The 14,672-nt window shown below is 50.5% G+C and carries 5 protein-coding genes; 2 read left to right on the forward strand and 3 right to left on the reverse strand.

Annotated elements, in window-relative coordinates; all coding sequences use genetic code 11:
- Positions 1 to 5: 5 nt before the first annotated feature.
- Positions 6 to 8,300: a Calx-beta domain-containing protein gene (locus FPG75_RS23045; protein WP_143310394.1), complete on the reverse strand. Its 8,295-nt coding sequence runs from the start codon at positions 8,298 to 8,300 to the stop codon at positions 6 to 8.
- Between the two features lie 438 nt (positions 8,301 to 8,738).
- Between FPG75_RS23045 and ahcY the strand changes: the two genes are divergently transcribed.
- Both ahcY and FPG75_RS23055 read left to right on the forward strand, forming a co-directional pair.
- Complete coding sequence (gene ahcY, locus FPG75_RS23050) at positions 8,739 to 10,067, forward strand: adenosylhomocysteinase (RefSeq protein ID WP_143310396.1); 1,329 nt, start codon at positions 8,739 to 8,741, stop codon at positions 10,065 to 10,067.
- Positions 10,068 to 10,136: 69 nt separating this feature from the next.
- Entirely contained in the window at positions 10,137 to 10,868 is a 732-nt protein-coding gene (locus tag FPG75_RS23055) for a pyridoxine 5'-phosphate synthase (protein ID WP_143310398.1), read from the forward strand.
- Positions 10,869 to 11,383: 515 nt separating this feature from the next.
- On the opposite strand, the gene lon is transcribed toward FPG75_RS23055, so the two are convergent.
- Together lon and FPG75_RS23065 are read right to left on the reverse strand one after the other, a co-directional pair.
- Complete coding sequence (gene lon / locus FPG75_RS23060; protein WP_143310399.1) at positions 11,384 to 13,789, reverse strand: endopeptidase La; 2,406 nt, start codon at positions 13,787 to 13,789, stop codon at positions 11,384 to 11,386.
- Between the two features lie 192 nt (positions 13,790 to 13,981).
- Positions 13,982 to 14,599, reverse strand: a complete 618-nt coding sequence (locus tag FPG75_RS23065; RefSeq protein WP_143310401.1) for a porin family protein — start codon at positions 14,597 to 14,599, stop codon at positions 13,982 to 13,984.
- Positions 14,600 to 14,672 lie beyond the last annotated feature (73 nt).

Below are 14,672 nucleotides of genomic sequence, written 5' to 3' on the forward strand. Positions count from 1 at the left end.
CTTGTTTAACGTTTGATGACAATGTAGCCCGTATACCTTTCCGTTTTACCATTGGTACGTACCTCGATCACATAGAAGTAAGAACCATCCGGCACCTCTTGTCCCGAGCTGCCGCCGGTATTGGCATGGCCGTCAAAGTTGTTGGACTTGTTATCGTAGTTGTTTGTTTTGAAGACAGTGCCGCCCCAACGGTTGAAGATCACCACCTTGTTATCCGGATATTTATTGATGTTCTCAATGTACATCACCTCATTACCCATGCCATCATGATTCGGCGAAATACCAGGATACACGCGGATCTTGCCATCTACCCCATCTACATAATTGAGCTGGCGGTTTTTGTCGAGATAGAACCTGCTCACGGAATCCGGTACGCCATCGTTGGCAGAATCCAGGTCGAGGAAGTTGGGGATACCATCTCCATCGCTGTCATCATCCCAGGGGTTACCATTGTGGTTGATATCTTCCTGGTCATTGGTCAAACCATCGCCATCGGTATCACAAGGGCCGCACATCGGATCATCATTGAGGATCACACCGGTGGCCTTTACAGGATCAGTGAGTGTGGGCGTATTCTGGCCGGAAGGCACAGATACCGTCATCATATGTACAATGAACGACTGATCCATTTCAAACACGGTATCACCAATCATGCGCACAGTGAGCGTACCTTCCGACGCCATCGGCGGGATGATAGTTTGTGTGATGTTATCTTCGAAATCCTTACCAGGTATGGCTTTGTAGCTCATGAAAGGCATCTCGGTACCATTGGTATCTTCTTCAAACACATAGTTCACCGTGATCGGGCGCGAGCTCTTCCGGCTCATCTTCAGTTTGAAGTCGAGCGGCAGGCGTTCACCGAGGTTACCTTCTTTCGCAGAGAATTTAAGCGCAGCGAAAGAGATGCTCAGCGGATCATTATCTGTAATCGCTACCTGTGCAACATTATTGGCGCCGGCTGTATACAGCGGCGTACTGTTGCTGCCATTATAAGGCAGGATCGTCGCCTTCAGGAATCCGTTATCATCATTTACGTCATTATCAGTAACGGTGATGGTAAAGGTGTACTGCGTTTGCATAGCGGGCAGGTTCACCGTAAGAACGTTACCGGAGAGCGTACCGGCGCTGGTGGCGAAGCTGCGGGCCGAATCCTGATCGATCTGCAGGCGTACCGGCACATCGGACTTGGCGCGGGTAGGCGAGTTGAACGTAAACTGTATCGCGTCGCCTTCTACCGCTGTGGCAACGGCGCTGGCGATATTGAGCACCAGCGTGTCGTTATCGTGGATGATCACATCGGCGGTGGATTGTGAAGAGATAGGCCAGGTCACGCCTGCGAGCGTGCTGCTCACCGTCTTCAGTTGCAGTTGCACATTTTCATCTCCCTCTACGATATTATCATCTATCGGATTCACTGTTACAATCGCTTCATGCTGGCCCGCCGGGATGGTAACGCTGCCACCCAGTTTTTGATAACGTACATCGGGCGTAGCGCTGCCGCCAACGGTATAATTCACAGTTACATCTTTCACGGCAGAGAGCTGCGTATCTGTGAAGCGGATGCGGAAAGCGCCTTGTGTGGCCGGTTCGGCGGCATCTTTTACTTTTTCCACGAGCATCTGGCGGGCAAGGGCTTTAGGGCCGGTAGCGTCGCTCTCATCATCATGTACCGTCACTATTACGGTATCTGCTTCGTTGACGTTGAAGCCGATGAACTTGTTGAAACGTTTCATCTGTGCCAGCATCAGGGCGGCTTTCACCTGCTCATCGCCTTCTATCACATAGTTATCGATCACATTAACGGGAACGGATACACTGGTTTTACCGGCAGGTATCGTTACCGATGTGGGTATAGGTGCAATATTGGTGGTACCTGCGATGCTGCTAACGTAGAACACTACTTTCACATCGGCGGCGGCGGTGTCGGTACCGGGCAGGCTGAACACGAAACTGCCATTGGTGGCGGGTTCCGCGGCATCGCTGCCTTTGGTAAGTATTACGCGCATATCGCCGGTTTCAGGGATCAGCACCGCGGCAGGCTGTTGCAGCGTATAGGCAAAGCTGCCGGGTTGCAGTGCGGCTTTGAACACCAGCTGCTCATCGCCTTCGAGTGCATGATCGTTGATGGCGTTCAAAGTATAAGTAAGGCTATGCGTGCCCGCCGGCAGTTTCACCTGCGCCGGCATGCCGCTGTAATCTGCATCATCAGCGGTAGATGAAGGATCACGGGCAATATTGATGATGATATCTTCTGAGGATACAATCTGATCGGCAGTGAAGCCAACAGTTACCTGGCTGCTATGGCCTTCCATCAGGGAAGTAGAATCGATCTTCACCGCGAGTTGCAGATTGGCGGGATCGCGGCGGGTAGCATCATCTATCGTCAGGTCTATATGATCGCTTGTAAGGCCCGGATAGTTTTGAGATACAGCTACAAGGCGCAGCAACTCATCCGGCTCAATTACCTTGTCTGCCACCGCAGTAAAGGAGAACTGTACTGCTGATTGACCCGCAGGTATCACCACTGTTGAAGGCAGGCCGCTGACATCTGTTGCTTTGGCGGCAGATGCAGGGTCTATCGATATGCCTACGGCGATATCCCGGTTACAGGTCACGCCAGGCGCCAGGCTCACCTGCAGGGTGTAGCTGTTGCCTTCAAGCACATGTGTGCCGGTGGTGATGCCGGTCAGCTTCAGCACATTGTACAGCGGGTTCTCATGTGTCTTATCTCTGATGATCACCGTGGTATCACGTACCGGCATATTTATATCTCCGGTATTTCCCTGAACGATCAGGCTTTCGTTATCTTCCAGTACCAGGTCGCTGTAGGCGCTCACGAGCGTAGACGAAGCCGTTTCATTATCTCCCGGGTTCATCGTAATAGATGCAGGCAATGCGCTGTGATCGTTGGTGGTGGCCGTAGATGCCGCGCCTTTGTTGAGGTTCACCGTGATCAGCCTGCCCGCTTGCCAGCCATTCGGCAATTGCACAGAGAGCTTCGTGCCGGCGCCACCTTCATCAATACTGTCTGGCGTAGCCTTGATCAATATCGGCGATGGCAAGGGATATTGTTTATCAGTAATCGTATAGTCGAGCGGGTTAATCGTGAATGTAGAGATGCCATCTGTTGCAGTAGCCGGGATATTCAGTGTTTCCGGCCCTTCTACGAGATTATCGTTCAACAGGTCCAATACGATTACCGTGTCTTTGTTATAGATGATGGCGTTAGGAAGATTATAATCTGCGCCTGATTGTGCGGTGCCATTACGCGGTTGCAGGGTAATGTTGATGGGCACTTCTGTTGTTACGCCGGTAGGCAGGGTAACATTCAGGTTTACTTTATCGCCTTCCTTATAAGGTGCAGGCGTTTGTGCGGCTACGCTCAAAGTAGTATTGGCGGCCGATGCGCGCGTCATATCCTTGATAGTCAGCGGCACATTATTGACCACAAACGGGGCGGCAGCGCCATCGAGTATATAAGATTTATCTCGTTCCAATACCAGGTCGGTATTGGCTTTCAGCACGCCGGCGAATGTTTGTGAATGGGTGGCGGCTGGCAATACCAGCTGGGTAGTGGTAAGCGTAGCATCGCTATTGCCGGCCACAGAAGCCGCATCCCTGCTGAGGGTAACGGTGATCGGCGTTTTGGAAACATAAGAACCTGCCAATGATATCGTGATATCCGCACTGCTGCCTTCCGGCACTATGCTGATATTGGAGCTCATCGTCATCTGGTTGGCGCCTGGCTGGTTGATGGTATTATCTGCCACCGTGATGGTATCGGGCCGCACTTTTATATTATTATCTGAAGTGGAGCCGGTAACAATGATGGTACCGCCGTCGCCCAGCATATTGTTGGCAAAGGCGGTGATGGTGGCCGGTGTTGCTGCGGTCTGACCTTTCTTGATCACGAAAGTGCCCGGCACGGCGGAGTGGTCAGTATTGGCCAAAGTGGAAGCGGCATCTTTTATAACGTTAACGCTTATATCAAAACCGGCGATCCAGTTATTAGGCAAGGTAACGTTAAGCGCGGTCTGGTCGCCTTCCTTGATAGAGGCCGGCGTAGCGGTGAGTTGCAATGTTACCGGGTATTGCGCATCAATGATCGTCACATCTGCGGCGCCAATGGTATACACATAAGCGCTGCCATCGGTCACGGAAGGCGCAACATGGATGGTTTCCGGCCCTTCTACGATATTATCGGTCTTGATCACCAGCGGCACATGTACCGTATCGCCGGAAGAGAGTGTAGCCGTTGCCGGTAGTGTATAGTCTGCGCCGGCTGTGGCGGTACCGGAGGTGCTGAAGTTGATCGTCAGCGGGATTTCGGTGGTTACGCCTGCCGGCAAACTGATGATATAATCATTGCTGGCGCCTTCTGCCAGCTGCTGTGTAGCAGGGGCAATGGTGAGCGCCCTGTTGGCAGCTACCTGGCGCGTCATATCTTTAATGATGAAAGAAGCAGATGCTACGGTGTAATTGGCTGCCGTACCATCGATGATCAGCTGTTCATCATTTTCAATGATCTTATCCTGTAAAGCATTGATCACCGTAAACGGCGTAGTGGTATTGTTGGTGAATTTTGGTAATACAATGTTAGGTGACCTGAAACTGAAGTCAGTTGCGGATGCCGCAGAACCAGTGTTGCGTGAAAGCGCAATGCTCACATCTTTGGCAGAGGTAATGCCAGCGGGCAACGACAATACAAATCGGGTACTGTCGCCTTCATTCAGCGGGTCCGTTTGCGCCGTCATCGTGATCTTGTTACTGCCCGGCGAAGTGATCCTCGTTTTATCTGCAATGCTCAATTTCAGGCTGTCGCCCGTCGCAATATTCGGGTCCGCACTGGCCAGCGTTATGATTACATAGGAGTCATCATCAAGTACCGTATTGGCAGGCGCGGTGATCGCCACCGGCAGCGATGCATTTTTACCGGCAGGGATGGTGATGGTTGCCGGCAACGCAGTGTACGCGCCATTAGCGGCAGTGGTTGTAAGGCCCTTGCCTATATTAAAAGTGAAATCTTTACCGGCGATCAATCCTCCCGGGAAAGCCACGGTGAGATTGGTACCGGTGGTATTGCCTTCATCAATGCTGTTGGTAGTAAGCTGCAAGGTCACCGGTGTGGTCAGCGGATAGTTTGCATCTTTGATGATCAGGGTAGTATCCTTCACGGTGAAAGCCGTGCTGGTGCCATCTGTTACGGTAGCGCTCAGGATCAGGGTCTGATCGCCATCGATCCGGTTATCGGTCGGCACATTCAGGTCAAAGTTGGCAGCGTGATTGGTGATGGTCAGCGATTGCGGCGTCAGCGTATAGTCGGTACCGTAAGTGGCGGTGCCGCTGTAAGTAAGGTTGACGGTGATCGGCACTTCTGTTGTCACATTATCAGGCAGGGAAGCGCTGAAATGATACAGGTTGCCTTCCTTGATTTGTGTAACTGCGGGATCCTTCTTAAAGGAGATGACCGTATTAGCCGCATTGAGGCGGGTCATATCTTTTATCTTGAAAGCGGCAGATGTGATCGTGTAATTTGGTGCAGTACCGTCGATGATCAGCTGTTCGTCTGTTTCCAGCACCAGGTCTGATGTTGCAGTAACAACGGTGTAATCAGTGAGCGCGCTGTTCAGGCCCTTGCGCAGAACGATGTTCGGCTGGTTCAGCGTGAAATCCGCCGCGGTAGCCACAGAGGCCGGGTTGGCCGCTAAACTGATCTGAATATCTTTCGCTGAAGTAATGCCTGTTGGCAAGGCGATCTGGAATTTCGTACTGTCTCCTTCGTTCAGCAGTGCGGTTTGTGCCGTCAGCGTGATCTTGTCGCTGCCAGGTGAGGTACTTCTTGTTTTATCCGCGATCACCAGTTTGAGGCTGTCGCCTGTTTTGATGTTCACATCCGGATGCGAGAAATTGATCACCAGCATGGAACTGTCATCCAGCACGAGGTTAGCCGGCGCTGTGATCTTCACCGGGGCAGAGGCATTTTGTCCGGCCGGTATCGTAATCGTTGCCGGCAGGCCACTGTAGGCTGTGTTGGCGGCGGTACCGGTCACTCCCCTGCTGATGTTGAAGACCATGTCCTTACCTGCTTTCAGGCCGTTGGGCAGTACCAGTGTGATGTCCGCACCTGTTGCATTGCCTTCGTCAATGGCAGTGGCAGTGGTATGCAAAGTAACCGGACTGGTCAACGGGTAGTTCGCATCTATAATGGTCAGCGTGGTATCGTTTACATGATAGGTGTTGGTGATACCATCGTTACCGGTGCCGCTGAGCTGCAATGTCTTATCGCCATCTATCACACTGTCTTTCGGCACATCAATATTCAGCGTAGTGGAATGGTTGGCGATCACCAATGGCGATGGCGACAGCGTATAGTCTACACCGTTAGTGGCCGTGCCGGCAGGCGCCAGGGTAACGGTGATCGGGATATCAGTAGTGACGTTGAACGGTAATGATGCGGTAAAGTGATAGAGGTTGCCTTCTTTGATTTCCGTTACCGCCGGGTCCTTTATCAGCTGGATGGCTGTTAAGGTAGGATCGAGGCGGGTCATATCATTGATGGTGATATCGGCGCCGGTAACAGTAGCCGGATGACCCAGCACTACTGCATCTGCCTTCACACGGAACAACTCAGGGCGCTCCAGCACACTGTCTTTCACCGCGCTGATCGTGATATTGGCCGATCCTTTATTAATATCGATCAACACGCTGTCCGGCAGGATATAATCCAGTTTAGGCGTGGCCGTTACTCCGGTCGTTGGCGCGATGCCGCTGAGTTTTACCCAGAATGCCTCCGTAGTGGTAACACCGGATTGCAGGCTCACCTGCGCAGTGGCGGTGTTACCCTCATCGATCGATGCCGGTGATGGCGGCGTGAAGAAGATGTTATGGTTCTCGTCATCCTGTATCACGTAAGTGGCCACCACCTTGGGGCCCAGCGTAAGGAGGCCGTTACAGCCAACGGGCACCAATTGCACTTTAAAATGACGGTCGTATTCCAGTTTGTTATTACCGATCACGGTAAAACCATTCACCGTAACAGGGGTAGGCGTGCTGTAATCTCCGGGCGGTATCATAAAACCATTCTGGAAATTGGTATAGTCCACGCCGTCTATTGCCACATGCGTATCGCCCGGCGTGGCAGGTACCACCTGCATCTTCACGTACAAGGGCGCAGTGATCTTGCCGCCCGATACAATGATATTGAAGTTATGAGGATCATGATTATCACCTGTATTACCTTCCAGCCCGGCGAGCGTATCCTGTGCAAATTGCACGATCACCGGCGTGGAACCGGTGCTCACAGGCCTGCTGGCCATAGCGGCTTGCAGGGGAATATAATCTGAATTAAATGTGGTATCTGTACCATAGCCTACCAATACCGATGTTCCCTGCGCAACATTTCCTTGCAGGGGTTTGTTTTGATCGGAGATCTCCACGGCAATACCGCGGTTGGTGCTGGGCAGCTGTCCGAAGTTACAGGTGTTATAAAGACTGAAACCATCCGTTTTCTTCTGGTTGCGGGAATTTACCACACCGGAATAATAAGTAGAGAACTGGTCGCGTGCAGCCAATACATGTGTGAATGGTCCGGAAGCCGGTGTGCCAATACCTCTGAAAAGCCCTACCAGCTTGGGCGTGGTGCCTGTCGGTACTGGCGGCGGTATCTCAATGAATCCTTTGGTGTACAGGGCCGCTGCGCCAGGATAGCCGGGCGCGGTGGGCGCCAGAGCTTCCTGTAATACATTGTATTCAGACAAATAAAGGTGCGGCACTGCATTGAGGCCGCCCGGCATATCTGCTGCTGCTACAAAAAAAGTATAGTCGAGGTAGAAATAATTGGTCCCGCTTACATAACTGATGGTGATCATCATCGTCATGTTATTGAAGAAGTTGAACCCCGCGCCGCTAACGGTACCGATCATATTCACCCGGTAAGGTTCTGCCGTGGTTCCTTTCCCCATCACGTCAGATATCTCACAGATGCTCGGCGTCAGCTCACTGCTCACGTACAGGTTATCAAGATCCTGGAATATCATGGTGCTCACGATACCCGTTGGTATTTTCTGATATGTTTCTGCATTGCCCAAACGGTAAACGCTGTAGCTGCCACTGGGATCGATCTCGATCCTCAGGTCATTGGTAGTAGCAAGGCCTCCTCCGGGGTTAATGATTTTTTTCGTTTGTGCGTGTGCGTTAATCACGAAGCCAATTATCCAGACCAGCACCATACCGCAACGTGCTGCGATACGACAGGGCATAGCTTTCTTCGTTGATTTCATAGGATGGGAAAGGAGTAACATAAAAACGTGTAAAATTTCTATTTATACATATAGATTTTAAGTCAGAAAAATGAATACAGTCCTTTGTAAAACCCTATATGCCTGTATGTAAATTGGCTCTCCCGGCACCAAGCTGTTATTCCTTGTAAATTCTGAAAAACCTTTGCCGGTGGTTATTTTGTTATATACTCAGCGTGTAGCGAAGATCGACATGACTTTATAACTTTCCATATATTCTATAGATTGTCAACTATAAAAAAACAGTTTGTTATAAAATCATATATTATAATAAGCAAATTTATATCATAAATTATATTTAATCAAATTAATTTGTTTAGCAAGATGAGATAGAAGGCAGAAGGCTGCTTAACAAAACTTTAGGGGAGAAAGGGAGAAATTTACTACGAATGATTATGTAAAAAGATAAAATAACCATAGATTTGCCAAAAAAAGAACAGAATGTCTACAATTGCTAAATCTAACATTGACTTTGACCTGAAATATAAGGTAAAAGATATGTCTCTTGCTGCCTGGGGCCGCAAAGAGATCGAGCTGGCAGAAGCCGAAATGCCCGGCCTCATGTCGCTCAGAGAAGAATATGGCAATAGCCAGCCACTGAAAGGCGCACGCATCGCCGGCTGTCTGCATATGACTATCCAGACTGCCGTACTGATCGAAACCCTGGTACACCTGGGCGCCGAAGTACGCTGGAGCTCCTGCAACATCTTCTCTACACAGGACCACGCCGCTGCCGCTATCGCCGCTGCCGGTATTCCTGTTTTCGCCTGGAAAGGCCTCAACGAACAAGAGTTCGACTGGTGCATTGAACAAACCCTGTTCTTCGGTTCTCCCGATCGTCCGCTCAATATGATCCTGGATGATGGCGGCGACCTCACCAACATGGTGCTCGACAAATACACAGAACTGATCCAGCACATCAAAGGCCTCAGCGAAGAAACCACTACCGGCGTTCACCGCCTCTACGAGCGCATGAAGAACGGTACCCTGCCGATGCCCGCTATCAACATCAACGACTCCGTTACCAAATCCAAATTCGATAACAAATACGGTTGCCGCGAATCCTGCGTAGATGCGATCCGCCGTGCTACCGATGTAATGATCGCTGGTAAAGTGGCGGTAGTAGCCGGTTTCGGCGATGTTGGTAAAGGTTCCGCTGAATCCCTCAGAGGCGCCGGCGCCCGCGTGATCGTTACAGAGATCGATCCGATCTGCGCACTGCAAGCCGCCATGGAAGGTTATGAAGTGAAAAAAATGAGCGATGCCATCAAAGAAGCCGATATCGTAGTAACTACTACCGGCTGCCGCGATATCATCACCGGCGAACACTTCAAACTGATGAAAGATAAATGTATCGTTTCCAATATCGGTCACTTCGATATCGAAATCGATGTAGCATGGCTCAACAAAAACTACGGTAACACCAAAGTGGAAATCAAACCACAGGTAGATAAATACACCATCGACGGTAAAGATATCATCCTGCTGGCAGAAGGCCGCCTGGTAAACCTCGGTTGCGCTACCGGCCACCCTTCTTTCGTAATGAGCAACTCCTTCACCAACCAGACGCTCGCGCAGCTGGAACTGTGGCTGAACGCAGACAAATACGAAAACAAAGTATACGTACTGCCTAAACACCTCGATGAAAAAGTAGCCCATCTCCACCTGAAAAAAATCGGCGTGGAACTGGACGTGCTCAGCGACGCACAGGCAGCCTACCTCGGCCTGCCTAAAGAAGGTCCGTTCAAACCAGACTACTACCGTTACTAATCGTAAGGGTATAATATATCAAAAAGCGTTCTGTCAAAAACAGAACGCTTTTTGTTTTAATTTTGCACCATGACAAAGCTCAGTGTAAACATCAACAAATTTGCTACGCTGCGCAATGCGCGCGGCGGCAATCTCCCCGATATATTGAAAGTGGCCCAGGACTGCGAACGCTTCGGCGCCGATGGCATCACCGTACACCCACGCCCCGATGAACGTCACATCCGCTACAAAGATGTGCGCGACCTGAAACCCCTCGTTACCACCGAATTCAATATCGAAGGCTATCCATCAAAAGAATTTATGGACCTCGTACTGGAAGTGAAACCACACCAATGCACACTGGTGCCCGATCCGCCAGACGCCATCACTTCCAACACCGGCTGGGACACCGTCCGCTATCAGTCGCAGTTGAAAGATGTGATCTCCACACTCAAAAAGGCAGGTATCCGTGTATCTATCTTCCTCAACCCGGAAGCAGACAAAGTAGCTGGCGCCAAAACCGCCGGCGCCGATCGCATCGAACTCTACACCGGCCCTTACGCGGAAGAATATACGAATGCACGCACACAACCGCAGAACCTCCAGCTGTTCAACGACTATAAGAACACCGCCCGCGAGGCCACTGCCGCCGGCCTGGAAATCAATGCCGGCCACGATCTTAACCTCGACAACCTCCGCTTCTTTAAACTGCATATCCCCCAGCTGAAAGAAGTGTCTATCGGCCACGCCCTCGTTGCTGATGCACTCTACTACGGCCTGGAAAACACGATACAGCTTTATAAGCGCCAGCTCATCGATTAATTACGGAGTACGCAATAAGCATGATGGCATCGTTGCGTAAATTTGTCGCCCCGGGGGCTACCGAGCTATCGCTCCTACGGAGCTTAGTGCAGCGGAACATACGGTTTATCTACCGGGCTTTCGCCCCTACGGGGCGATATATTGGTAGCGGATATTGTGTCTACCAATATGCCGCCCCGTAGGGGCGGTAGCAATCGCATTGATCAAGCTCCGTAGGAGCGAAAGCCCGGTAGATAAACCGTATGTTCCGCTGCACTAAGCTCCGTAGGAGCGATAGCTCGGTAGACCCGGGTGGAACCCGGGGTCCACAAACCCACAAACCCGTGGCCGCGGCCGGTCCCGGGGTACGGCAAATTCATGCAACAACCGACATTAATAACAAAGCCATTCCCTTCCAGGAATGGCTTTGTTTTAACCCTTAAAACAATCAACATGAAGTTCATACCGGGGTCACAACAAACCAGCATGAACTCTTCTATAGTTTACCGTCATGAGTGACAGCAATGTTACGTGTGTTACTTCTTTAATAACGCTATTTCGAGCACTTGGTTCATTTGTTTTACATAATGAAACTTCAGTCCTTTGATATAGTCGGGATTAATTTCTTTGATATCTTTCTCATTCTGCCAGCAGAGGATGATCTCGCGGATACCGGCACGTTTGGCAGCCAGTATTTTTTCTTTGATGCCTCCTACCGGCAACACCTGCCCTCTCAGCGTAATTTCGCCGGTCATCGCGAGATACGATTTTACTTTACGGCCGGTGAAAATAGAGGTCAGCGCCGTGAGCATCGTGATACCCGCGCTGGGACCGTCTTTCGGAACGGCGCCTTCCGGGATGTGCACATGCACGCTCTTCTGCGCAAACAGTTTCGGATCGATCTTATACTGGGCAGCATTGGCCTGCAGGTAAGTGAGGGCCGTTATTGCAGACTCTTTCATCACCTGGCCGAGGTTACCGGTCAGCTTCAGTTCGCCCTTGCCTTCACTCAGGCTGCTTTCGATAAAGAGGATATCGCCGCCAACATAGGTCCAGGCGAGGCCTACAGCCACTCCCGGAGGATTACCCACTTTATATATTTCGTTGGAGTAACGCGGCTTGCCTAATATTTTTTCAATATTTGCATCGGTGATATTCTCCGGCAGCGGACGTTCCAGCGCTACCTCCTTCGCCAGGTTACGCATGATGGAGGCAAAGAGCCGGTCCAGCTCCCGCACGCCGCTCTCGCGGGTATAGTCCGCGATCACATGCTCTATAACGCTGTTGCTTATACGAAATTTTGTATCCTTTAACCCGTGCGCTTCCTTCTGCTTCGGCAAGAGGTGGCGTTTGGCGATCTCCACTTTCTCTTCAATAGAATAGCCGCTCAGGTCAATGATCTCCAATCGGTCGCGCAGCGCCGGGTGGATCGCATTGATGTTGTTGGCTGTCGCGATGAACAATACTTTGCTCAGGTCGTATTCCAGTTCGAGGTAATTATCATAGAAAGAGCTGTTCTGCTCCGGGTCCAGCACTTCCAGCATGGCGGAACTGGGATCGCCGCGCAGGTCATTGCCGATCTTGTCGATCTCATCGAGGATCATTACCGGGTTAGATGATTTGATCTTCCGGATAGATTGAATGACCCTGCCCGGCATCGCGCCGATATAGGTTTTCCGATGACCGCGTATCTCGCTTTCATCATGCAGGCCGCCAAGGCTCAGGCGCACGTACTTGCGGCCCACTGCATTGGCGATCGAGCGTCCCAGCGAGGTTTTGCCGATACCCGGAGGGCCTACGAAACAGAGGATCGGAGATTTCATGTCTCCTTTCAGTTTCAGTACAGCCAGGTATTCCAATATCCTTTCTTTGATCTTTTCCATGCCGTAATGGTCATGGTCCAATATTTTTTTCGCCTTCTTCAGGTCGTAGCTATCGGTGGTATAATCGCCCCAGGGCAGGTCCAGCAAGAGATCCAGGTGATTGTACACTACGCTGTAGTCCGGCGTGGTGGGATGCATGCGCTCCAGCTTTTCAATGCCTTTTGCGAAGGCTTCCGCCGCGGCCGGCGACCATTTCTTCTCTTCTGCCTTGCGCTTCATCTCCCTGATCTCACGATCATTGGCATCTCCGCCCAACTCTTCCTTGATGGATTTCATTTGCTGTTGCAGGAAGTAGTCGCGCTGTTGTTTGTCAAGATCCGCCTTGGTTTTGTTGGTGATCTTGTTTTTCAGCTCGGCCAGCTGCAATTCTGTTTGCAGCAATTTCATCAGCAGCTCCGCGCGGGTGCGCAGGTTGTTGATCTCCAGCAATTGCTGTTTATCTTTTAATTCGGAGTTGAGGTTGGAAGACACAAAATGCACAAGGAACGACGGGTTCTCGATATTCTTCAGGATGATGCCAGCTTCTGAAGGCAGGTTGGGCGACAGGTTGATGATCTGCGCAGCCAGGTCTTTGATAGAAGAAACATAGGCGTCAAATTCCGTATCCTCGGCTACCGTCTCTTCCGGCAGTACCGTGATCCTGGCTTTGAAATACGGATCTTCTGTAACGATCTCGTTTATTTTGAATCGTTTGCGTCCCTGGATGATGATGGTGGTGCCGCCATCCGGCATTTTGATGAGTTTCACGATACGGGCCACAGTACCTACTTCTGTGAGATCGGCCACATTGGGATCTTCTACAGTACTGTCTTTTTGCGCTACTACACCGATCATTTTGTCAGTCTTGTACGCATCGCTCACTGCTTTTATGGACTTGTCCCTGCCAACGGTGATGGGCAATACCACCCCGGGGAATAATACTGTATTTCGTAATGGTAACAATGCCAGTTCATCGGGGATTTTGCTGTCATCCTCTTGCGCATCCCCATCTTCATTCAAAGGGATAATAGGCATGAACTCCATTTCATCTTCCGAATTTCCTAAATAAAATCTGTTCATCTGAGTTATTTAAAGCCTCCGAGGACATTCTGTCATAAAATACGGCTACAGTCCTCATTATTTAGAGCAGGGGTACATTGTCAAGTTTAATGCCAAGTGCCGGCATGGCAGCAGGAGTGATGACCGGAAAAAGCGATGTCCCGGCAAATTGCCGGGACATCGGAAAATAACTTAATGGCATTCCGTAAATAATTACAAGGTAACGCCAACGCCAATCTGGATCGCCTGGTTTTTCCAGTTGCTGGTGTTGGTTACGCTGTTCAGGTCTTTCACGTCATTAAAGCCAATGATGTAACGCGCACTGATGTTGATGATAGGCAATTGCAACCATAAGCCAGCCACACCGGAAATATCGCCGCCTTTGAAGGCCTGGTTAACAGCGCCGGAAGAACCAAACACTTTCTTGTCGCTCACCAACGCACTGAATTGTGGACCTACCTGCAATTTAATGCGGGGACTGCCCAGGTCGATGTTGGCCAGCAAAGGAATGCTCAGGTAATTCATGTTGATCGTTTTTCCGTTGTCGCTCAGATTACCAGTATTGTAGATCTGGCTAAAATCGTCTGTGGTCTTGGTTTTGGTAGAAGAGAAAACAAATTCACCCTGTACTCCGAAACCTTTTACCAGGTGCAATTGCGCGAAAGCGCCAATGTGATAGCCCAGTTTAAAACCATCCTGGTAGCCGGTACCATCTAATTTACCAAGGTTAGCTCCACCTTTGACACCAAAACGGAGCAATCTGTCTTGCGCTTTAACGGTTGAAACGGCAGTTGCGGTTAGCAGCACGACTGCGAGAAACAGTTTTTTCATAAAATTGCTTTAAATAATAATGGTTAAAATATAGACGTACATCACAACATTTACCCCTACGCGACTAATTGTG

It is taken from the genome of Chitinophaga vietnamensis (assembly GCF_902167635.1).
GTDB classification, from domain to species: domain Bacteria; phylum Bacteroidota; class Bacteroidia; order Chitinophagales; family Chitinophagaceae; genus Chitinophaga; species Chitinophaga vietnamensis.